The 20,970-nt window shown below is 58.4% G+C and carries 19 protein-coding genes; 4 read left to right on the top strand and 15 right to left on the bottom strand.

Annotated elements, in window-relative coordinates:
- Positions 1 to 21: 21 nt before the first annotated feature.
- A complete protein-coding gene (locus ACTQ33_RS05310; RefSeq protein WP_441462739.1) occupies positions 22 to 804 on the top strand; it encodes a hypothetical protein in 783 nt (260 codons plus the stop codon).
- Between the two features lie 8 nt (positions 805 to 812).
- Here the strand turns inward: ACTQ33_RS05310 and ACTQ33_RS05305 are convergent, their stop codons facing one another.
- The 7 genes from ACTQ33_RS05305 to ACTQ33_RS05275 form a co-directional block, all read right to left on the bottom strand.
- A complete protein-coding gene (locus ACTQ33_RS05305; RefSeq protein ID WP_441462737.1) occupies positions 813 to 2,090 on the bottom strand; it encodes a sensor histidine kinase in 1,278 nt (425 codons plus the stop codon).
- The gene (locus ACTQ33_RS05300) at positions 2,087 to 2,827 is read right to left on the bottom strand and encodes a LytR/AlgR family response regulator transcription factor (protein WP_441462736.1); all 741 of its coding nucleotides are present in this window, start codon (positions 2,825 to 2,827) and stop codon (positions 2,087 to 2,089) included. The genes ACTQ33_RS05305 and ACTQ33_RS05300 overlap by 4 nt, the downstream gene beginning before the upstream one ends.
- 234 nt (positions 2,828 to 3,061) lie before the next feature.
- The gene (locus ACTQ33_RS05295) at positions 3,062 to 3,418 is read right to left on the bottom strand and encodes a hypothetical protein (protein WP_441462734.1); all 357 of its coding nucleotides are present in this window, start codon (positions 3,416 to 3,418) and stop codon (positions 3,062 to 3,064) included.
- A 69-nt stretch (positions 3,419 to 3,487) separates the two neighbouring features.
- Positions 3,488 to 4,090 carry a single-stranded DNA-binding protein gene (locus tag ACTQ33_RS05290; protein ID WP_441462732.1) on the bottom strand — a complete coding sequence of 201 codons (603 nt, stop codon included), beginning with the start codon at positions 4,088 to 4,090 and terminating at the stop codon, positions 3,488 to 3,490.
- A 123-nt stretch (positions 4,091 to 4,213) separates the two neighbouring features.
- Positions 4,214 to 4,531 (bottom strand): hypothetical protein, encoded by a 318-nt coding sequence (locus ACTQ33_RS05285; protein WP_441462730.1) that lies wholly within the window; start codon positions 4,529 to 4,531, stop codon positions 4,214 to 4,216.
- Between the two features lie 6 nt (positions 4,532 to 4,537).
- Positions 4,538 to 5,395 (bottom strand): NAD(+) diphosphatase, encoded by an 858-nt coding sequence (gene nudC, locus ACTQ33_RS05280; RefSeq protein ID WP_441462728.1) that lies wholly within the window; start codon positions 5,393 to 5,395, stop codon positions 4,538 to 4,540.
- A 10-nt stretch (positions 5,396 to 5,405) separates the two neighbouring features.
- Positions 5,406 to 6,557, bottom strand: coding sequence for an alanyl-tRNA editing protein (locus tag ACTQ33_RS05275; protein WP_441462726.1), 1,152 nt, complete (start codon positions 6,555 to 6,557; stop codon positions 5,406 to 5,408).
- 495 nt (positions 6,558 to 7,052) lie between these two features.
- Here ACTQ33_RS05275 and mgtE point away from each other — a divergent pair, with 495 nt between their 5' ends.
- A complete protein-coding gene (gene mgtE / locus ACTQ33_RS05270) occupies positions 7,053 to 8,429 on the top strand; it encodes a magnesium transporter (RefSeq protein ID WP_441462724.1) in 1,377 nt (458 codons plus the stop codon).
- A 91-nt stretch (positions 8,430 to 8,520) separates the two neighbouring features.
- Here the strand turns inward: mgtE and ACTQ33_RS05265 are convergent, their stop codons facing one another.
- From ACTQ33_RS05265 to ACTQ33_RS05250, 4 genes are all read right to left on the bottom strand, one after another.
- Entirely contained in the window at positions 8,521 to 11,592 is a 3,072-nt protein-coding gene (locus ACTQ33_RS05265; protein ID WP_441462723.1) for an EAL domain-containing protein, read from the bottom strand.
- Positions 11,593 to 11,741: 149 nt separating this feature from the next.
- Positions 11,742 to 12,122 (bottom strand): DUF1667 domain-containing protein, encoded by a 381-nt coding sequence (locus tag ACTQ33_RS05260; RefSeq protein ID WP_441462721.1) that lies wholly within the window; start codon positions 12,120 to 12,122, stop codon positions 11,742 to 11,744.
- On the bottom strand, positions 12,097 to 13,347 hold the full coding sequence (locus ACTQ33_RS05255) for an NAD(P)/FAD-dependent oxidoreductase (protein ID WP_441462720.1): 1,251 nt from the start codon (positions 13,345 to 13,347) through the stop codon (positions 12,097 to 12,099). The genes ACTQ33_RS05260 and ACTQ33_RS05255 overlap by 26 nt, the downstream gene beginning before the upstream one ends.
- Positions 13,344 to 14,807, bottom strand: coding sequence for an NAD(P)/FAD-dependent oxidoreductase (locus ACTQ33_RS05250; RefSeq protein ID WP_441462719.1), 1,464 nt, complete (start codon positions 14,805 to 14,807; stop codon positions 13,344 to 13,346). The genes ACTQ33_RS05255 and ACTQ33_RS05250 overlap by 4 nt, the downstream gene beginning before the upstream one ends.
- A 222-nt stretch (positions 14,808 to 15,029) precedes the next feature.
- On the opposite strand from ACTQ33_RS05250, the gene ACTQ33_RS05245 reads away from it, so the two are divergent.
- Positions 15,030 to 15,314, top strand: a complete 285-nt coding sequence (locus tag ACTQ33_RS05245; protein WP_441462717.1) for a DUF2325 domain-containing protein — start codon at positions 15,030 to 15,032, stop codon at positions 15,312 to 15,314.
- Between the two features lie 85 nt (positions 15,315 to 15,399).
- The gene (locus ACTQ33_RS05240) at positions 15,400 to 16,053 is read left to right on the top strand and encodes a hypothetical protein (protein WP_441462715.1); all 654 of its coding nucleotides are present in this window, start codon (positions 15,400 to 15,402) and stop codon (positions 16,051 to 16,053) included.
- 39 nt (positions 16,054 to 16,092) lie between these two features.
- On the opposite strand, the gene ACTQ33_RS05235 is transcribed toward ACTQ33_RS05240, so the two are convergent.
- From ACTQ33_RS05235 to ACTQ33_RS05220, 4 genes are all read right to left on the bottom strand, one after another.
- Positions 16,093 to 17,766, bottom strand: coding sequence for a recombinase family protein (locus tag ACTQ33_RS05235; protein WP_441462713.1), 1,674 nt, complete (start codon positions 17,764 to 17,766; stop codon positions 16,093 to 16,095).
- A 94-nt stretch (positions 17,767 to 17,860) separates the two neighbouring features.
- On the bottom strand, positions 17,861 to 18,127 hold the full coding sequence (locus tag ACTQ33_RS05230) for a DUF6870 family protein (RefSeq protein WP_441462779.1): 267 nt from the start codon (positions 18,125 to 18,127) through the stop codon (positions 17,861 to 17,863).
- Between the two features lie 255 nt (positions 18,128 to 18,382).
- On the bottom strand, positions 18,383 to 18,526 hold the full coding sequence (locus ACTQ33_RS05225; protein WP_441462711.1) for a hypothetical protein: 144 nt from the start codon (positions 18,524 to 18,526) through the stop codon (positions 18,383 to 18,385).
- 124 nt (positions 18,527 to 18,650) lie between these two features.
- The gene (locus tag ACTQ33_RS05220) at positions 18,651 to 20,753 is read right to left on the bottom strand and encodes a methyl-accepting chemotaxis protein (protein WP_441462709.1); all 2,103 of its coding nucleotides are present in this window, start codon (positions 20,751 to 20,753) and stop codon (positions 18,651 to 18,653) included.
- Positions 20,754 to 20,970: the final 217 nt, after the last annotated feature.

Here is a 20,970-nt window from a genome sequence, read left to right as displayed (position 1 = left end):
TCTGATTCGGGAGGCAGTTCCATGGAACGGACCTATTCTTTTTCTATATCGCCGATGGACACGGCATATCTGCGGCCTCAGGTCCGCGACGCTCTGGAACGCTATGCGGAGATCCTGTCCCGCCGGCAGCATCCCAAGATGTGGGAGCTAACCGATAAGATCAACAGTGTCAAAAAGGTGCCCCAGGCCGTCTCGGACAAGCGCCGCCGCCGCCGGACGGTGTTGGGCCTGCTGGAGTGGCTGCTGAGTCTGGTGCTGCTGCTGCCGGGCCTAATGGAGCCGCAGGCGCTGTTTACGCCGCTGCTGGTGGGCGCGGCCTGCTTCGCCATCGGTACAGTTATCCTCTGGCGCAATCTGCGGGGGGTTCTGGCTATTTTGAGCCTGCCGCTGGGTTTGCTACTGCTGTTCGGCGCGTGTAACAACCCGAAAACGCTGGGCAGCTTTATGATTTTTTCGCTGATTCTGCTGGCTCTGGGAGCCGCCGCGCTGGTCACCCGAAGACGGGCCCCACGGGACCCCTATGACCGGGCGGCGGGTAAGCTGCTGGAGGGCAGGGAAAACCCGGAACTCCGGGTCCTGCGGGTGCTGTTCGATGCCGATGGTATGGTGGTAACTCATGCGGCGGCCAATGAGAACCGCCGGGTTCCCTATAGTGAAATGACCATGATTCTGGAGACAAAGGACCTGCTGCTGCCCATCACCGACGAAGTCATTGTCACGCTGCAAAAACGGGACCAGTGTACCGGAATGCTGACCGATCTGCGGGAGTGGCTCCAGGAGCAGACCGAATATTATACTGTGTGACCGCCGGTTTATAGAATGAGGCGTAGTCGGAACCAGCCGTCTGTCAGTGTAAACTGGCAGACGGCTCCATGTTTTCGGCAAAACGCGGAGATGGATTGGCAGCCCAGGCCGTGCCCTTCCTGCCGGGCCACCGGCAAACCGTCAGCATCAAAGGAAATGTCCCCGGTGCAGGGGTTGGAAAGCTCCAGCATAATGCTGGGGGTTCCCATCAATTTGCAGCGAAGTTCCCGCTGGTCCTGGGGCAGCTCCAAATTGGCATGGATGGCATTTTCCAACGCATTGGCCAGGATAATGGCCAGTTCGCCCTCCTCCACCGGCAGCGTGTCCGGCAGGGAGAGTTTGGCGTCCACCCGGATGCCCTGCCGCTGTGCCTGATCGAAGTAAGAGGCAAACACGGCGTCCAGCACCGGCGGACGGCACCAGCGGACCTCCTTATGGTCGTCCAGCCGCTGTTGGGCGGCGTCCAGAAAGTCCAGCGCGGCCTCCCGGTCTCCCCGCGCCACCAATTCGGCGACGGTCTGGAACTGGTGGCGCAGATCGTGACGCTGGATTCGGATGCGGTCTTCCACTTCCTTTACCTTTTGCAGTTTTTCTTTCAAAGCCGTAATCTGTACCGACAGCAGTGTGGCGCTCTGCCGCTCCATCTGAATGTGATACTGTGCGATAAGGCTTTTGAACACGACAACATATACGATGACCAGCGGAACAATGGCCGCGTAGAGATACATTCGTTGGGTGGTGCTGTAAAGATAGCTGTCCGGCCAGGACGCGAGGAAAATGAGGTAGGCGGAAAACACGCAGGGAATGAACGTGAGGATGCCCCAGCGCGACGGAATCACCTTGACCAACATACGAAAAGGCCGACGCAAAAAACGCCACTCCAGGTAGATGATTGTGCAATAGAAGATTCCCATGAACAGAATATTCAGGAAATCGGGCAGGCGGAGGGTATCCGTCAACAGCCGAATCATGGAAACCATCAACAGAGACAAAAGGATTTGGGTGATATAGTTGAAAACCGCCTGGGTGGGCGTGTCATTGGCGGTCCAGTAGGTCAGAAGGATGGCGGGAATGGAAATGGTAAAGTAGAACAGACGAAGCAGCAGCAGTTCTCCACCCAGCCACAGCAAAGCCGCACTGGAACCGACGACCCAGACGCTGTAGACAGCCAGAATACACAACAGCTTTTTGTATCCGAAACGAAAGTCGGTCAGGCTTGCCATCATGCCAATGGTCATGATGGTGATGAAAAAAGCGCGAAATATTAAAAAGGTTACGTCCGTCATGGCAATCCATCCTTCTCCAGCCAGTAGTTGCCCCAGGCTTTTTTGAAATCCGAAGCCGCCGTTCGGGGCAGGGTGACGGTTTGGCCGTTGTCCAGCAGGGCGGCCTGTCCGTTGACGCCGGTCACATGCTGGAAATTCAGCACAAAGCTGGCCCCGCACAGGAAAAACCGGCGGTGGGCCAGAAGCGGGGCGGCCATCTCCCGAAACGGGATGCGGATGGTCTGGGATACCACAACGCCGTCGGTACAGTCATAGCGCATACAGCGCCCCACCCGCTCCACATATCGAATGTGGTCCAGCAAAATCCGCCGGGGCCCCTCCGGCGTCTGTACCACAGTGGCGCAGTTCCTCCGCCGTTGCAGCGTTTCCACGGCACCATCGAGAATCTGAAAGAATTTGGCCCGGTCCACCGGTTTGAGCAGATAGAAAAAGGCGTGTACATCATAACTGTCGGCGGCGAAATCGTTGGATTGGGTGAGATAGATAATCTCCCCGCCATTCCCCAGCGCCCGCAGACGGCGGCCGGTCTCAATGCCGCTCAACTCCGGCATGAGGATGTCCAGAATGTAGAGGTCAAAGCCGCCACGGGCCTCCGTCTGGGCCAGCAGCGCGCCGCCGCTGGAAAACGTCTCCACTTGCCCGTACAGATCGGGACGGGATTGCAGATAGTGCGTCAGCAGCGCCGTTGTTTGCTTCCGCTGGGTGTCCATATCATCACAAACGGCAATCCGCAGCATAACTCGTTGCGCCTCCTTTCTGATTGCAACGACAGATTTGGAACAAATATATGTAAATTTTGCACAATTACCTAAAATATTGTCGGTTCTATGCACATAAGATAGCATTAAAGACAACCATCGTCAAGGGGCGGCCATGGAGGAACCGGAAAAAACTCCCGTTTTCACAAAGCGAAAACGGGAGTTTTTTTAAACACAATTTCAACTTGTGCGGACCGGAACTTGCGGCAGACGTTACCAGTACCGCTTCACAGCCTTGGAACTGCATACGGCGTACCAGATGATGACGGCCAGCGCCACGCTGTTGAGTACCATGGACACGGTGTTGTTGTAGAGTTGCAGGTTGCTGTTGATCAGAGCCACAATGCCATAGAGGGCCAGATACAGGCCAAGGATCAACAGACGGGGCTTGAGATATCGGATGTAACCGTCGGGGTCAGCGCAATCCTTGATGCGGTAGTCTTTGGGAATCAGCAGGGAGTTTTCAAAAAGCCGTCCCACGGCCTGGAGCCGGTACCAGACGTACAGCACATAGGCGCCGGCGGCCAAAGAAATCATATCGAAAAAAGCAAACATACTATTGGTATCCATGGGAAACGTCCTTTCCTGTGTACAAAATTCTGCTCCCATCATACCAAATCCTGCCGCGTCTGGCAAGGGTCAAACGGGGCAGAGGGACTCCATGGCAGAAATCTCATAGGCCACCCGCTGTTGGGGTACGCCGTCCACCACCTTGGTATAGCCGCGGCTCTGGAGCCGTCCCGTCAGGTGCAGGGGTGCGCCCACGGAGAGACAGGCCACCTCCCGGGCGGATTTGCCCCACAGGATGCAGGGCAGATAATCGGTGCGGCGGTAATGGCGGCTGACGGCCAGCATCACGTCGCAGATCTCCCGGCCCAGGGGCGTCCGCCGGTAGACCGGGGCCTTGCAGATCACACCCTGTAGGGTGGCCGTGTTTTCCGGCTCCCCGTCGCACAGGCCCAGGGTGGACGCGTAGACGGAGATCATCAGATGGCGGCCCGTCTCGCTGCGGCAGTTGCAGGAGCGCACCTGTCCCGTCACCTCCACCAGGGTCCCGTCGGTCAGGACTGTGTCTGCCAGCAGGCTTTCATCGGCCACCACCGGCAGAACATCGGCGGTGCCCGACAGTCGGGCTACTTCCAGCGGAAAGCGGTAAAACCGCCGTCCGTGATTCTCATGGGAAAAGACCGGTGCACCGGCCAAAACACCCCGCAAAATAATATGATTGGATACCTGTTCCATTCTCCCACCTCATTGTCGTTTGAGCAGCGCCGCACAGCTTGACCAAACGGCCGGTCAGGGCCACGGTCCGAATTGTGGGGGCGTTGCCTTTGTATGGGAGAATATATTCCCGCCGGGGGACGCTTATGCCTGGGGATCGTCCTCGTCTTCCATGGTTTTCGATTCCAAAGCGGCCCGCTCTTCGGCTTCGACACGGTCCATCTCGGCGGCCTGGGCCCGCAGGGCCGCCATGCCCTGGCGCAGAGCCAGGATCACCAGCACCACGCCGATGAGCAGAAACGCGCCGCCGCCGATGGTGCACAGCAGTACGTCCTTCTGTGCCGTGGCCTCACCGGAAAGGTAGCTTTGCAGCAGGGTATAACCCAGATAGAGAATGTAGGCGCCGCCCACGCCCCAGAGAATGGCGCGGCGGGTATCGGGACTTTTTTTCTTGTGATTCATGGGTTCTTATACCTCCAGGGGGTGTTGTTGACTGTGCAGGGCCAGGGAGAACGGGTCCTGTCCCCGGCGGAATGTCTCAATCATTTCGCCGGTGAGACTGATGCCGGAGTGATCGTCGGGCAGTTCGCTGCGGTGGAACCATTGGCCCAGGGACAGCTCTTCTTCCTGAAGCCGGATGGCGTCGTCGCCGTGGAGCTGGGCGTAAAAGCCCATGAGCAGGGTGTCGGTGAAAACCCAGGGCTGGGATTTGTAGAACCGCAGCTGCCCCAGCTTCAGCCCCACCTCCTCAAAGACCTCCCGGCGCACCGTCTCCTCAATGGTCTCGCCGATTTCGGCAAAGCCTGCCACCAGGGCGTATTGCTTCGTCACCCGGCCGTTGTACTTGGTCAAAAGGAGCCGGTCCCCGTCGCAGACGCCCACAATGACAGCGGGGCAGATTTTGGGATAGACCGTATTGCCGCAGTCGGGGCAGACCATGGCCCGCTCCGTCGGACTCTTCTCCATACGATGGCCGCAGCAGCCGCAGAATTGGTTGCCGCGGTACCAGCGGTGGAGGCTTTCGGCCACGGCACAGGCGTAGCGGGTCTCTGCCGGTTCCCAGCTTCGATAATCCCGGCTGCCCTCAAAGGCAAAGCCCGCCGGAGCCGCCGGAGCCGGCGCTTCCAGCAGATAATACCCCCGGTCGTCCAGGGTGAAGAGGTATTGCAGGGGACCGGGGATTTGGGCCGCCGTGGGCAGGGTGATGCCGCCGTCGTGGGCCATCAGCAGACGATCTCCGTCATAGGCCAATACAAAATCTTCCGGCCGCGGCGGCCGGTGCATGAATGTATTTTCAAAATGATGGGGAAAGATATCCTGTACCATATCCGTCACCTCACAGCGATGCAAAAAAAGCTTCAATGGCCGCCCGGTCCGCCCGGACAGAGCCTTGGACAAAATTGGGCTTGCCGCCGCCGCGGCCCTGGAGGGCGTCGTTCATGGCGCGGCTCAGCTGCCGCAGATCGCCGCCCGTTTCACCCAGGGCGTAGGCATAGCCGCCGCCATCCTGGGCGGAAAACACGGCGGCCCGGCCGCCGCAGACCTCGCCTATGGCAATGGCCAGACGCCGCACGCCGTCAGGGGTCAGACCGTCCTCAAAGTGGAGAACGCTGCCTGCACCGGCCATGGATTGGGCGACCGCCGCAAAGTGATGGGTTTCCAGTTCCACCATCCGGTATTTGGCCAGCTCCAACTGGTGGGCCATGCGTTCGGCTGCGGCTGCGGTCTCCAGGGGCTTGGCCGACAGCAAATTGGAAATGCGGCGGTTCTGCTCCCATACGGCCCGGGTATGCTCCAAAGCCCGGCCACCGCAGGCCATCTCAATGCGGACGCCGCCCTTGAACCGAACCACACTGAGCAGCCGAATCAGACCGATCTCGCCGGTGGCTTTCACATGGGTGCCGCAGCAGGCACACAAATCACAGCCGGGAAACTCCACCAGACGCACATCGCCGGTCAGCTCTTTTTTGCTGCGATAGGGCAGGGAAGCCAGGGCCTCCGCGTCAGGATAGAAGATGCGGACCGGGGTGTTGGCCCATACGGCCCCATTGGCCCGGCGCTCGATGTCGGAAAGCTGCTCCATGGTCAGCTCGCCGTTGAAATCAATGGTGATGACGTCGTGGCCCATATGAAAGCCCACGTTGTTGTAGCCGTAGGCCGCGTGAATCAAACCGCTGACGATGTGTTCGCCGCTGTGCTGCTGCATGAGGTCCAGCCGCCGGTCCCAGTCAATGATGCCCTCCACCGTGTCGCCCACGGTCAGGGGACCGGCGCAGCGGTGGACGATCTGCCCGTCCCGGCGGCGCACGTCGGTGACGGCTACGCCGCCCAGCAGGCCGGTGTCGCAGGGCTGGCCGCCGCCCTCGGGATAAAAGGCCGTCTGCTCCAGGGTCACAAGATATCCATCGCCGTCGGCGGTACAGGACAGCACCCGGGCCGTAAACTGCCGCAGATGGCTGTCCTGGTAAAAAAGTGCCTGTTGCTCCATGGTGAAAAACCTCGTTTTCCGCGGGAAGTCCCGTTGATCTATACCAGTTTATCATACCATAGGAAAACCCTTGTGAAAAGACCGGGTTTTTCTCGTAAAATCGGGGGTTGCGCGGTTGACAAATGGTGCTGGGTAGCATAAACTAATGTAGTATGGGGTTTTGGACCCAAAAGATGAATTTTTGCAGCCAAAGGGGTGAAATCAATGGACACAGGAAGTGGCAGCGGCACAGGCCCGGGCCGAAGTCGCCGCGGGAAACCAGCCGCTTTTGTGGCCGTTGTTTCCCGTTTGTGACGGTCCGTACCGTGTGTTTGTGCTTCCTAAACCGTATCAATTTATACAAGTTTTTGATACAATGCTGTGAAAGCGTTTTATCAAAAACTTTATGAGACGGCTTTTGCGGTTTTTACCGCAAAAGGGCAACGCCGCAAGGCGATGCCTATCCCATAAAAAGGAACCATTTTTATGGGATAATAGTATTAGGAGGAGGAAACCATGGCAGAACATACCGTTATGATGAAGGAGACGCTGCTGGCGCTCCTCAACAGTAAAAAATACCTGTCCCTGCGGGACATTCTGGCCACCATGAACCCGGTGGATATCGCCGCCATTTTCGACGATTTGGAGGAGGACCGGCTGCCGCTGCTGTTCCGGCTTCTGCCCAAGGAGCTGGCGTCGGAGACCTTTGTGGAAATGGACCCGGAGGCCCAGGAACTGCTGATCCGGGGCTTTTCCGACAGCGAGCTGAAAGAGGTCATCGACGAACTGTACGTCGATGACGCCGTGGACATTGTGGAAGAGATGCCCGCCAATGTGGTCCGCCGGATTCTGGGCCAGGCCGATCCGGAAATGCGTAAGCAGATCAATGAGATTCTGCGCTATCCGGAGGACAGCGCCGGTTCCATCATGACCACGGAGTGCGTCACCCTGCGGCCCGACATGACCGTGGAGGAGGCCATCAAGCGCATCCGCCGGACGGGCATCGACAAGGAGACCATCTACACCTGCTACGTCACCGAAGATCGGAAACTCCTGGGCCTGACCACCGTCAAGGACCTGCTCTTGTGTGAGGATGATGAGGAGGTCATCTCCGAGATCATGGAGGAGAACGTCATCTCCGTCAACACCCTGGAGGACAAGGAGGACGTGGCCCAGCTGTTCTCCAAGTACGACTTCCTGGCCCTGCCCGTGGTGGACGCGGAAAACCGGCTGGTGGGTATCGTGACCTTCGACGACGCCATGGACGTCATCGAGGAAGAGGTCACGGAGGATATGGAAAAGATGGCCGCCATGCTGCCGTCGGAAAAGCCCTATATGCGCCTGTCGACCTTTGAGGTCTTTAAAAACCGCATCCCCTGGCTGATGCTCCTCATGGTGTCGGCCACCTTCACCGGTATGATTCTCAACTACTTTGAGAACGCCCTGGCCAAGCAGATCGTGCTGACGTCCTTTATTCCCATGCTGATGGATACGGCGGGCAACTCCGGCTCCCAGACGTCGGTGACCATCGTCCGCGGCTTGTCCATCGGTGAAATCGCCCTGCGGGATTTGCCACGGATTCTCTGGAAGGAATGCCGCGTGGCCATCCTCTGCGGCATTGCGCTGGGCCTTACGGCGTTCCTCAAGATTTTCCTGGTGGACAGTATGCTGCTGGGCGAAGAGGGCATCACCCTGGGCGTGATGATGACCGTGTGCATCACCCTGGCCATCACGGTGCTGTGTGCCAAGTTGGTGGGCGGCACCCTGCCCATTGTGGCTGAGCGGCTGGGCTTCGACCCGGCGGTGATGGCCAGCCCCTTTATTACCACCATCGTGGATGCCATCGCTTTGTTGGTGTACTTCCAGATTGCCTCCATGCTGCTGGGCCTATAATAGCAAAATCCGGCGGTTCCGGCATAACAACCACAAAAACAATGGAAACCGGGCGTGCTGCTGTCGGCAGCGCGCCCGGTTTTTATCAGTTTTAGAGCGATTGGGCATGGATATTCCGTGCCGCCAGTTCGTACAGGTCCCGCAGCTCCATGGGTTCGTAGTAATGGAATCCCTGAATCAGTTCGCACCCCATGTCCCGCAGGATGGCAGCCTGTTCCTCCGTCTCCACGCCCTCGGCGCAAATCCGCTGCCCGAAGCTGTGACAGGCGTAGACGATGCTCTGGATAAAGTGGAGAATCTCCGGGGAAGTGGTAATCTGCGTCAAAAGAGAGCGGTCCAGCTTGATAATACCCGTGGGAAATTGCAGCAGCAGAGACAAGGAGGAATACCCCGCGCCGAAATCGTCCAGGGCCATATGCAGCCCCAGTTCATGGCAGCCTTTGATAAACTGCTGCAATCGCTCAAAGGAATCGACGAAGTGGGTCTCCGTCAGTTCCACCGTCAGATTGCTGCCGTCCACATGGTGCTTGTGCAGTGTCTTCCGGAGGAAGGGTACAAACTCGTCGTCCATGATTTGCAGGTAGCTGACGTTAAAGGAGAGCCGAATCTGAGAGCCGGAGGACAGCAGTCGGTTGCAGCAACGGACCACCTGTTCAAACACCCAGCGGCCCACGCCGATGATCTGCCCGCTGCGCTCCAGAATGGGGATAAAGACGGTGGGGGAGATATCCTTTCCGCCGTAGCGCCAGCGCAGCAGCGTTTCACCGCCGCAAATCTCGCCGGTCTGCGCCGATACGATGGGCTGTACCACCACCCGGAAATTGGCCATGTTGTTGTAGATATCCCGGTTCAGCTGGATGGCCATGGCGGCCAGTTCCTTCTGGGTGAGCCGGTCTTCCTGGGAATGGACGACATAGGGACGGTCCGGCATGGACTTGGCTGTGGCGATCAAATCAATGGCGTTCTCCACCAGCACCTGAGGTGTGACGCCGTCTGCCGGATATTGCAGCAGACCAACGGAACAGGGGCAGCGCAGCAGCACGCTGGAGGACCGGTAGGACTCCGCAACAGCGCTGCGGATGTCTTCGATCAGAGTCTCGGGAGACTCGGTACAGTTGGGCGACACCAGCGCCATAAACCGCATACCGTCCAGACGGAAAAAGGAAAGGGTGTTGTTGAACCGGTTGGTCAGCATGGTCACAATGGAGCGCAGCATCTGGTTGGCCATCTGACGGCCCTTGATGCGGTTGATCTCCGTAAAACCATTGAGACTGAACACAATGATCGGCACGGGCTGCCCTCCGGCATGGAGCTCCAGCAGCTTCTGCACGGCGGCGGATTCCTGGAGCAGCCGGGTGACGGGGTCCACCATAAACTCCGCGTCCTGGGTGGAAAGACAGCCGGAGAAAAACAGGGGTACGGTATAGGCGTCGTTCCACTGGAGCAGGGCGCAGCAGTGGACCCACATATGGTTGCCGAAGCAGTCGCGGACCTGATACCGCAGATCATGCACCGTGCGCTTGTGGGCCATCATATCGGCAATGTCCCGGCAATACAACTGCTGATCCTCCGGTGAACAGATGCGTTTGATCCAGGTGTTCAGCAGGTCCGGCACCACATTGCTGGGGAAGCCGAAGGCATCGCGCATGTTGTCGGAAATAAAAAACAAATTGGTTTGCAGGTCGCCAAAGAAGAGAAACTGGGAACGGTTGATGGAGGTGATGGAACGAAACAATGTCTCGGCGTCAAAAAAGTTGGCATGGATAAACTGATGAAAGGCCGTGTTCCGCAGCAGAGTGGGAATATCCTGCCGGTGAGGCCGGGTTTTGTCGATGAGAAACACGCTGTTTTCATAGTATTTTCGCTTGTCCTCATACATGATCTTGTCGGCATTGGCCACCAGCAATTGCAGATGGAACGGCTTTCGGTCCGTCCAGGAGTGGCCCACGGCAATGTGCTGGTCACTGTCCGCAATCGTCTGTTTCAATGTTTCCACATATTGGATGAACTCGGCCTGTGAAATGTTGGGCAGTACCACCACAAATTCGTCGCCGCCGGCCCGGTAGATGTTGTGGTTTCCCACGGCTTTCTGAATGGTGTGATAGCACTGGATAATCAGTTCATCACCGGCGTCATGGCCCAGGGTGTCGTTGATCTGTTTCAGTCCGGAGATGTCGCAGTACAGGACGCCGAGGGTGTCCATGGACGGAAAGATGGCATCCAGCTCCGCCAGGGCGTTGCGGTTGAGGGCGCCGGTGAGGGCATCGCGGAAGCTCAGGTCCTCCAGCCGCTGGATGAGGTTGCGCCGCTTGAGCACCGAGGCGAAAAAATATCCGATGGCATACAACAGCGGCTTCAGCACCGGCAGCGATTCCGGCAGCGGGTTGTCCACACCGAAAAAGCCGATGAGCCGCTGATCCAGATAGATGGGACCGGTCACCAGTGTGGTGACCTCCTGGGGCTTCAATGCGTCGTAAACCAAGGGACTGTATTCCCGGATGTGCTCCAGATTGTTGAGGACTACAATTTGATGGCTCTGAAAAAGCCCAATCCACCAGTCGATGGCTTCCACAGGCACATTTTGCAGGTAGTCCTTCTGGGGCGTCACGCCGGGCGCACACCATTCGTAGGTGTTGTCGAAGGCGGCGTCGCCGTTGTCCTCGAAAATATACGCCCGGCCGCAATGAAATTCCCGCCCGATGTAGGCCAACAGCTGCATGAGGGCATCGTCCACATTGGCGGAGGCGTAGACCTGCTGCAAGCACTCGTCGATGACCGTATCGCGCTTGGTCAGATAGGGGGTGTGGTGGGTGTCCGACACGGAGGAGCTGTGGCCCGATTCAACGGCCAGCTCCATACGGCAGGGACGGCCCTCCCAGTCCAAAATGGTGTCCTTAATGCTGTAATTCTGCTTTAACAGCGGATTGTGGTATGTCCATTCATAAAACGCTCCGGCACGCAGTTTGGAGTTGGTGCAGAACGCACAGGGCTCCTCCAGTCCTTGCAGCAGGGCATAGCATTTTTGGCCGCGGTATGCGTCATGGGACCCCAATCCCAGCATTTTGCGCAGATGCGCGTTGACATAGAGTAAGTCATAGGTCTTCATGTCCGAGATGTAGACATCCTCGTTGAGACTCTCAAAAAACTCACAGCTGAATTGCATTGCTTCGCCTCTTTTTCTCCTGCTTGCCGATGCTGATATCGTTAGATACCCTTAATATACCATACAATCCCAGGAAAGGCCACTGAAAATCCAAAAGAAAGGAAAATTGTCACAGATTGGCGAATAAATGCCGTTGAGAATGGGAACGGTCAGTCTTTGCAGAACCGGAGTGCGGGGACGGAGCGGGTGGACAGGACCTGGACGCCTAGGCCCAGCAGGTCCTCCAGCAGCACCTGGCCCATGGCCACCGGAGCGGTCACAGTGAGGCTGTGCAGCAGGTCCACGGCCTCGGTCAGCCGGGACAGGGGAATGGGGGCCGACAGCCGCACGGAACACAGGGGATAGAAACCGCCGGAGACGGCTACGGAGGTGGTCACATTCCGCAGGGGCATGGTCAGCTCCTGTCGGGCAAAATCGGCCCCCTGGGTGCAGAGATTGCCGGTGCAGCCGGTGACCGCGTCTCCCTCCAGCGTCACGGTCAGGGCGCAGCAGTTGGGGCAGAGATTACACAGCAGGGTTTTCGTCGTCATAACAGCATACCTCCACAGGGGACCCGTCGGCCAGGTCCGGAATGGGCAGATGGACCATCTGGGCCGGGGTGGCATAGGGAATGGTGCGGCGGCAGAGGGTTTGTCCGTCCTGGATGGCCACCACCACCAGCTGCCGCCGGGGCGCGGCGGGACGGAACGAGAGAACGGCGGCTTCGCCCCGGCACAGCCGCTGGGGCACCACATGGCCGCAGCCGCGGCCCGTGACGGCAATGGGGCAGGGGGGCAGAGGTCCGGCCAGATACCGGGCCACCTGGGCCGCCAGAAATTCGGCTTCGGCGGAAACGTCGTCGGCCACGTCGTGGACGTGGAGGACATTTCCGGCGGCGAAAATGCCGGGGACCGTGGTTTGCAGGAACTGGTCCACCAGGGGTCCGCCGGTCTGGCTGTCCAACTGCACCCCGGCCATGCGGCTCAGTTCATTTTCAGGAATCAGTCCCACGGAGAGAATCAGCGTGTCGCAGGGAATCCGCGCCGCCGTCTCCGGCAGGGGGCGGCGCTGAGCGTCCACGGCGCAGACCGTGACGGCTTCCAGCCGTGCCGCGCCGTGGAGCTCTGTCACTGTATGGGACAGATGGAGCGGGATGTGGAAATCGTCCAAACATTGGGTCACGTTCCGGGGCAGGCCGCTGGGATGGGGAAGAATTTCATAGACTCCCAGGACGTGGGCGCCCTCCAGCGTCAGCCGCCGGGCCATAATCAGACCGATGTCGCCGGAACCGAGAATCACAATCTCCCGGCCCACCATGGTGTTATAGAGATTGACATAGGCTTGCGCCACACCGGCGGTAAATACACCGGCGGGCCGAGTGCCGCAGATGGGCAAGGCCCCGGCGGCCCGTTCCCGGCAGCCCATGGCCAAAATCACGGCCCGGGCCTGATACTGCGTCAGCCCCCGGCGGGATACGGCGGTCACCAGCCGTTGGGCCGTCAGCTCCGTAACTGTAGTGCCGGTGTGGAGTTCGATGCCTGCCGCCCAGACCGGGTCCAGGAACCGCTGAGCGTACTCGGGGCCGGTGAGGGGTTCGTGGAACCGCGTCAGACCGAAGCCGTCGTGGATGCACTGGCGCAGAATGCCCCCGGCCTCCGGCTCCCGCTCCAGAATCACCAGGTCGCGGACGCCCTGTTCCCGGAGGGCCAAAGCCGCGGCCAAACCGGCCGGGCCGCCGCCAAGGATGACCACATCTTTCATAATGGGTTCGTTCATACGTCACGCACCTTTCCTGGAAACAGTCGGGAACCGGCCGGGCCGTAGAGCAGCTGTTCTCTGGGAATCCCGGCCAGCTCTTCCATCAGCGCCACCAGACGGGTCTGGCAGTAGCCGCCCTGGCAGCGGCCCATCATGGCCCCGCAGCGGTACTTCAACCCCGTCAGCGTCCGGGCGGGCAAGGGACCGGACAGGGCTGCCGCCACGTCGGCCCGGGTGATGGTGCGGCAGCGGCAGACAATTTCTCCGTGGTCCGGGTTGCCGGCAATGAGACGGGCCTGGGCCGCCGGACCCAGATGCCGCAGGGCGGTGGGCCGTTCCCGGATGGGGTCGAAGTCGCTCCGTTCTACCAGGGGCTCCGTCAGGCCCAGGAGCCGAATCACCTCCCGAGCGATGGGTACGGAGGCCGTCAGGCCCGGCGATTCCATGCCGATGAGATGAATGACCCGGGGAGACACGTCCTCCCGGCGGCAGATGACGAAATCATCGTAGCCGCCCCGGTCGGGGCCGGTCAGCTTGGGCCGGACACCGGCAAAGGCGCGAATGCAGTCGGACCGGCTGAGACTGGGGAAAATCCGACGCCCCTCCCGCAGAAGCATGTCCTGTGTCGGAGCCGTGGTGCGCCAGTCTGTGGGGCCGTCGATGTACTCGGTGCTGGGACCGATCAGAATGTTGCCCTCCAATGTGGGCGTCAGATGGATGCCCAGGCCGCCGGTGCGGTAGTTGGGCACCGGATAGGCTGGCAGGGGCAGCAGGGAGGAGAGCCGTTCGTCCAGCAGAAAGTATTCGCCCCGGCAGGGGTAAATTTGATAACCCGTCAAGCCTAACAACGCCGCCACCTTGTCGGAGAACAGCCCGGCGCAGTTGATGACCCAGCGGCTGTAAAGGGTGCGGCTTCCTACGGTCAGCGCCCACAGACCGTCCCGGCGGACGGCGGCGGTCAGGGGACTGGAAAAAAGAAACCGGACGCCGTTGTGGGCGGCGTTTTCCGCCAAGGCCCAGGTCCATTGGAACGGGTCCACAATGCCGGTGGACGCCGAATACAGGGCAAACTCTCCGGCCACGGCCGGGGCCAGCTTCCGCAGCGCATCCCGGCCGATGAGCTTCAGCCCCGGTACGCCGTTCCGGCGGCCCCGCTCCAGCATGGAGAGCAGATGGGCCCGGTCCTCGTCGTCAAACCCCACCACCAGTTTGCTGGTGCGGCGCATGGGTACGTCCAAATGGGCCGTCAGATCGGAAAACAGCCGGTTGCCTTCCACGCACAGCCTGGCCATGAGGGAGCCGGGAGCATTGTGGAATCCAGCATGGATGACGCCGGAATTGCGGGCGCTGGTGCCGCCGAACAGGTCCGGATGGGCCTCGGCCACGGCCACGCGCAGATGGTAGCGACTCAGCTCCCGGGCCACGGCACAGCCGATGACGCCGGCGCCGATGATGGTGATATCCAGTGGACGGTCCATGGATGGTCACTCCTTTACAGTAGAATCTCATTTCCTCCATGATACGACGGCGGCTTCCCTGTGTCAACTGACCGGAAAAGACCCTTGACAGAAGAGAAGACCTGTGGTATCCTACAAATGAGTTAGCCATATATAACTCAATGCGACAAAGGCGGGGGACCGCTTTTCTTTTTCAATGGAAGTTAGTTATATCTAACCGCAAAAATCAAGGAGGCGCAAACAATGAGCGTGGTCATCATCGGCGGCAACGACCGCATGGAGCGGCTGTACCAGGACACCTGCAAGGCCTATGGATGTAAGGCAAAGATTTTTCTGCACCTGAAAAGTGAGCTGCGTCGGAAAATCGGCAGCCCGGATTTAATGATTCTGTTCACCAATACCGTCTCCCACAAGATGGTCAACTGCGCCATGTGTGAGGCCCGGCGAGGCAATACGGTGATTGCCCGATCCCACAGCAGCAGTCTCAGCGCCCTCCAGACCATTTTGGAACAGCACTGCAAGAATTAAAGCGGCACACCTCCGGCCCGACGACGGCATAGGATGGTGTGCGGCCCAGGAATCATCCGGCCGCGCGAAAGGGGAAACGAAACGTATGTCGCAATTTTTTCATATGCCACCCCAGGACTGCCGCGGTGAGGAACTGAGCTTTACGCCGGAGACGCGCCGCCATACCCAGGGTGGTGACGGCTGTTGTCAGCCGTCCTGCTGCTGTCCGCCGCCCTGTCCGCCTCCCTGCCCGCCGGCCGGCCCCACCGGAGCAACCGGCCCCACTGGTCCCACCGGTCCCACGGGCGCCACCGGCGCAACAGGGTTCATCGGTCCTGTAGGCGCACCGGGCGCTACCGGTGCCACAGGTCCCACCGGCCCCAGCGGCGCAACGGGCGCGACGGGTCCCACCGGTCCCAGCGGCACCACCGGTGCTACGGGTCCCACCGGCCCCAGCGGTGCAACGGGTGCGACGGGTCCCACCGGCCCCAGCGGCGCAACGGGTGCGACGGGTCCCACCGGTCCCAGCGGCGCAACGGGGGCTACGGGTCCCACCGGCCCCAGCGGCGCAACGGGTGCCACGGGTCCCACCGGTCCCAGCGGCGCAACGGGTGCGACGGGCCCCACCGGCCCCAGCGGCGCAACGGGTGCCACGGGTCCCACCGGTCCCAGCGGCGCTACCGGTGCCACGGGTCCCACCGGCCCCAGTGGTCCCACCGGTCCCACCGGCGCGACCGGGGCGCTCTCGATAGGAAAGTAAACGGTCCGTAAAAACGCGGTTTTTTGTCAAACCGCCTCGTTATGGATGGGGATTGCGCGCAATCACCTCTTTGATTCGGCGCAGCTCGTCGGCAAAGCGGAACACAATGCTGATATTGCCGCCCTCATGCACCTTGATGTGATCCACCAGTTCAATCAGAATATTCCGTGTCAGCTTGTCGATATTCTGATACCGGCGGAACGCAGTCAAGATTGGATTTTCGGCATCCACGCCGTTTTCCAGCTCCGCCTGTTCGGCTCGGAGGGTTTGCAGCACTTCCTCCAGAGACTGGGCCTGCTGCGCATAGTCCTCTTTCAGATGTCGATAATCCGAGTGGCTGAGTTCGCCGTCTTTCCAGTCCTGATAGATCGATTGCTTGTAACGGGAGAGTTTTGATAGCTCCCGTTCTTTTTGTTCGATGGCCTCCATCAGCTTTTTGGACCGGCTGTTTACCAGCGGGGTCCGGCTGAGCCGGTCCATCAACTCGGTATAGTTTACCGCCAGATAGATCTGCTGTTGAATGGCATAGAGAACGGCAGCTTCCAACTGGTCCTGTTTGATCGTGTGCTTGGTACAGGCGCTCTTGGATTGGTCTTTATAAGTACGGCAGTAGTAGTACACCACGCTGCCCACCTTGCTCCGGCTCATGGCCTTGCCGCAGTCGGCACAGTTCAGAAAACCGCTGAACAGATACAGATTTTTCTGCTGAGGGCCTGTGCGGGTGTTCCGGCTCAAAAGACACTGTACCTTTTCAAACGAGGCCCGGTCAATAATTGCCTCGTGCGTGTTTTCCACAATGTACCAGTCCTCTTTGGGAACCACCTCTTGAATATGCACCTTATAGCTTTTCATGCGGTAGCGGCCCTGCACCATATCCCCGCAGTACATGCGGTTTTTCAAAATCGTGCTCACCGACGTTGCACACCACAAGGGCCGTTTCGCCGGATCAACGCTGGGGTTTTGGTAGTTCAGCCCCAGGCGTTCCCGCTTGTAGGCGGCGGGACAGAGAACACCGTGATCATTGAGATAGCGCACAATGGCATTTTTACTCATACCGTCCAGAAACATGGAGAAAATCTCCCGGACAACAGCAGCGGCTTCCTCGTCTACGATTAAGGCGTTTTTGTCGTTGGGATCTTTGATATAACCATAGACCGCGAAGGAGCCGATGTGCTCCCCGTTGCGGCGCTTCATGTCAAATACCTCCCGCACCTTGTCAGAGGTTTCCGCACAATGGTTTTCATTGAGCACTCCCTGGATAGGGACCGCGATACTCCGCATCGTTTGGGGGTCTTTGTAGCTGTCCAGGGGCTGATGGAACAGCGAGATAAATCGGACATTGTAGCGGGGGAACCAGTCATCGAGATAATAGCCCTGATCGCTGTAATTACGGAAAGAACGGGCCAGGTCTTTGACGATTACACAGTTCACGCGTCCCCGTTTGATGTCAGCCAGCATCCGCTGGAAGTCATCGCGCTCGTCGTCTGTTGTGCCGGAAATGCCGTCATCTACATATTCGTCCACAATGATGTATTCGTCGCCGTCGTTAAACCCGGCGATATGATCGGTAATGATTGCCCGCTGATTGGTGACGCTTTCGGACTCGTCCAAGCACCGAGCGTCCTCTTTGGAAAGGCGGATATAGATGGCAATTCTCCATACCCGAATCCGTGAATTTCCTGTTTCACCCATAGCCCGGCTTTTGCGTGCCATGCGAACCTCCCTCCCACATTACACCGATATTGTGCTCCTGCTCCAGGGATACACAAGGGATATCTCCACCTCTGGACAGCAGTCGGGAAAGAGATTAAAGTCCGCTCTTTTTTCTCTGAAAGAAGTCGGAAAGGGCATCCTGCAAAGACGGTGCGCCGTCCCGAAACTCCAGCTTGACACCCAAGCCGCCCACGCGGAAACAATAGGGATTTCCCGTTGTGTTTAAAATATAGCCTGCCCGAAGCGCCTGGGGGATATGGGGATCAAGAGTCAGGCCGCTCACATCCACCAAGTCATCCTTGTGTAATTCCTGCGTATCAACGCTTGCCAGCGCCGAGATATGAAACTGCGGATTGTTCATCAAACACACGCCTCCTTTCCAACATTTTTATGCGGTTGCCGACTTGTCCTATGAGAAAGCAAGCAAGGGCACCAACGTTTTCATAGCGCTGCTGGGCTTCCTCCAGACCGCAGAAGTCAAAACCTCCTAGATATCCGCCGTATGCACCGCATGTCTTTGGAAGAAAATCGGCGGTCACAGACAACGTTGCCGCTTGTCCGCAACAAATACTTCGTTCAGAACATCCTCCAGGCTGGGAATTTTATTTCACTGATGTCACTGGTCCCGCAGCTTATAACTGGGCAGCTGCTGTTCTAAGGAAAGTCGTTCACCACGGATAACCTGCTCCGCTCGATATTTGCAGCCAAAGTTTTGTATGGGAACCTCCACCGGCAAGGCCGGTGGTTGCTCTCCTAACATAAAGAAGCAGCCTATGGCCCTTCAAGCCATAGGCTGCTTCTGTTCGATACGGTTTCTGTGTGGGACAATGCGCTGCGGCTCCGATATCAGCTAAACCTAGTTTGACCGCCGATGCGCTAAGACATTAGTACTTCTCGCTTCCAAATTGGGCAGAGGACGAAACAGACGGCATATCATCGGGCATAGGCTCTTTCGCCGGTACAGGACGACGCTCCGCGTCTGTATTTTGCAGATGGAACCGATTGATTTCTCCCTGCATATAGGAGGCCTGTCCAGCCAACTCCTGGCTGGCAGCGGCGCTCTCCTCTGCAGTGGCCGAGTTGGTCTGTACGACGGTGGAAATCTGGTCCACACCAGTGGCAATGTCTCTCAAATGATCTGCCTGTTCCTGATAGTCCCGGGTCACCTGCTCAATGGCTTCAACCACTTCGGTGGATTTGCTGGCCGCAGAGGCCAGAACGTCGGCCGTGGAATGCGCGATTCCCTCGCCCCGCTTGACAGCTGTGACCGACCGCTCGATCAATTCATTGGTCTCTTGGGCGGCGGCGGCACTTTTCCCTGCCAAACTGCGCACCTCATCGGCTACCACGGCAAAGCCCTTGCCGGCTTCCCCGGCCCGGGCAGCTTCCACTGCTGCATTGAGGGCCAGAATGTTGGTCTGGAAGGCAATGTCGTCAATGGTTTTGATGATCTTGCCAATATCGCTGGAGTGGCGGCTAATGTCGCCCATGGCTACCAGCATCTCCTGCATCTGGCCATTGCTGGCATCCACCTCGTCCTTCACCTGCTCCAGACGGGTGATCATGGTGTTGGCCTGCTGCGCGCCATTAGTGACCTTCTCTTCCAGTTCCCGAACGGTATTGGACAGATCCTGGACGGCGGAGGCCTGCTCGGTGGCGCCCTGAGCCAGAGCCTGCGCGCCGGTAGCGATCTGATCGGCCCCCATATTCACCTGAACGGCGGCCTGGGAAACGCTGGACAGTGTGTTAGACATATTGCGCTGGATGTCCAGCAGGGCATCCTTCAGTTTGGCGAACTCTCCCTGATAGTCGTATTTCAGCTGAAATACCAGGTCTCCCTGACCCATCTGGTTCAACACAGCCGACAGTTCACCGATATATTGAATGTAAGTCTTCAGGCGTTCCACGATACGGGAAATGGACACTCCCAGTGCCGCCACCTCGTCATTGCCCTTGGCCTGGTAGTCTACATCCAACTCTCCATCCGCCAGGTGTTCCGCCACATTGCTCAGCTTTTTCAGCGGACGGATGATGGATACAGCCAGCAAAGTGACAATAGCGGCCAAGATCAACGCGCACAGCACAAAACCGATCACGACCACTCGGACAGTACTGGCAACGTGCCCATCATATTCCGAAGCGTGCAGAACGCCCAAAAGTTCATAGCCGAAATCGCTGAGGTAGACGGTGCTGCCGTAGTAGGAGCTGCCGTTCTGGGTATATGGCAATCCCTCCACGGTCTGGTTATTGAGCAGCACGTCCATCATATTCTGGGAGCATCCCACCTGTGTGGCATCCGACCCCACCAGGGAGGCGTCGGGGCTGGCCAGAATCAAATTGGCAGAGTCGATCAGCACAACATAACCGCCCTCACCGATGGAAATGGCATTCAGGGTGCTGCTCAATTCCTCCAAGCTGACGTCAATTCCAATCACGCCCAGCATTTGCCCATTGGACATGACCGGTCCAGCCACCGTTACGACCATTTCATGGGTGCGACCATCCTCATAGGCGCTTGTAAGGATGGTCTTCTTCTGCGCCGCACACTGGATGTACCACTCACGTTGGGTAAAATCCACCTCGGACCCCAGCAGCCGACTGTTGTCCTGCAGCACCAGTTCATTGGCCGTAACGTCCATATACCAGACATTGAGCACATTGTCCTGATAGGTCTGCTGCATGCTGCGCAGTTCACTCAACAGACGGGAAAACTCTGCCGCGTCATCCAGAATCACCTTATTGGGGTCCGTGGCCACATTAAGTACCACATTAGACTGAAGCAGTCCATCCACTGCGCCAAAGTACTGAGACAGAAAGGCATCCACTTCCTCAGCTGCCGTCTCTGTCTGTGATGTCAAGGTTTGCGTCATCATCTGCTTCACGGTACCAGAGACTTGCACGCCAAGCAATACACCGATCAATCCCAAGACCAGCACTAAAGGCAGGAGGATTCCCACCAAAAGCTTTTGTACAATACCGAGTTTCACAAGTCCACCATCTTTCTTTCTTTGCTTCCGAAGGGCCGTTCGGACCACCCGGAAAGGCATGGATTTTGAATCCAATATTGTTGCCTCTTCGTTATGAACCTTTTCCAATGATTACACAAGTCTTATTTTTTTATTTTTATAAAATCTGCACCGACATTTTTCTACAAAATAAGATCATGGTATGTCCCCTCCTATTTTGCCAATCAGGATGTTTCCT

Origin of the sequence: Candidatus Avoscillospira sp. LCP25S3_F1 (genome assembly GCF_052117125.1) — a bacterium.
In the GTDB taxonomy this organism is placed as follows: domain Bacteria; phylum Bacillota; class Clostridia; order Oscillospirales; family Oscillospiraceae; genus Avoscillospira_A.
Note: the sequence above shows the minus strand (reverse complement) of the source record. Positions and strands in the feature narration are given on the sequence as shown.

Excerpts from the sequence above, each read along its gene's own strand:
- ACTQ33_RS05275 (WP_441462726.1), bottom strand. The coding sequence starts at position 6,557 with ATGGAGCAACAGGCACTTTTTTACCAGGACAGCCATCTGCGGCAGTTT.
- ACTQ33_RS05295 (WP_441462734.1), bottom strand. The coding sequence starts at position 3,418 with ATGGATACCAATAGTATGTTTGCTTTTTTCGATATGATTTCTTTGGCC.
- ACTQ33_RS05240 (WP_441462715.1), top strand. The coding sequence starts at position 15,400 with ATGTCGCAATTTTTTCATATGCCACCCCAGGACTGCCGCGGTGAGGAA.
- nudC (WP_441462728.1), bottom strand. The coding sequence starts at position 5,395 with ATGGTACAGGATATCTTTCCCCATCATTTTGAAAATACATTCATGCAC.
- ACTQ33_RS05235 (WP_441462713.1), bottom strand. The coding sequence starts at position 17,766 with ATGGCACGCAAAAGCCGGGCTATGGGTGAAACAGGAAATTCACGGATT.
- ACTQ33_RS05250 (WP_441462719.1), bottom strand. The coding sequence starts at position 14,807 with ATGGACCGTCCACTGGATATCACCATCATCGGCGCCGGCGTCATCGGC.
- ACTQ33_RS05300 (WP_441462736.1), bottom strand. The coding sequence starts at position 2,827 with ATGCTGCGGATTGCCGTTTGTGATGATATGGACACCCAGCGGAAGCAA.
- ACTQ33_RS05230 (WP_441462779.1), bottom strand. The coding sequence starts at position 18,127 with ATGAACAATCCGCAGTTTCATATCTCGGCGCTGGCAAGCGTTGATACG.
- ACTQ33_RS05285 (WP_441462730.1), bottom strand. The coding sequence starts at position 4,531 with ATGAATCACAAGAAAAAAAGTCCCGATACCCGCCGCGCCATTCTCTGG.
- mgtE (WP_441462724.1), top strand. The coding sequence starts at position 7,053 with ATGGCAGAACATACCGTTATGATGAAGGAGACGCTGCTGGCGCTCCTC.
- ACTQ33_RS05260 (WP_441462721.1), bottom strand. The coding sequence starts at position 12,122 with ATGACGACGAAAACCCTGCTGTGTAATCTCTGCCCCAACTGCTGCGCC.
- ACTQ33_RS05305 (WP_441462737.1), bottom strand. The coding sequence starts at position 2,090 with ATGACGGACGTAACCTTTTTAATATTTCGCGCTTTTTTCATCACCATC.
- ACTQ33_RS05290 (WP_441462732.1), bottom strand. The coding sequence starts at position 4,090 with ATGGAACAGGTATCCAATCATATTATTTTGCGGGGTGTTTTGGCCGGT.
- ACTQ33_RS05225 (WP_441462711.1), bottom strand. The coding sequence starts at position 18,526 with ATGTTAGGAGAGCAACCACCGGCCTTGCCGGTGGAGGTTCCCATACAA.
- ACTQ33_RS05255 (WP_441462720.1), bottom strand. The coding sequence starts at position 13,347 with ATGAACGAACCCATTATGAAAGATGTGGTCATCCTTGGCGGCGGCCCG.
- ACTQ33_RS05310 (WP_441462739.1), top strand. The coding sequence starts at position 22 with ATGGAACGGACCTATTCTTTTTCTATATCGCCGATGGACACGGCATAT.
- ACTQ33_RS05245 (WP_441462717.1), top strand. The coding sequence starts at position 15,030 with ATGAGCGTGGTCATCATCGGCGGCAACGACCGCATGGAGCGGCTGTAC.
- ACTQ33_RS05265 (WP_441462723.1), bottom strand. The coding sequence starts at position 11,592 with ATGCAATTCAGCTGTGAGTTTTTTGAGAGTCTCAACGAGGATGTCTAC.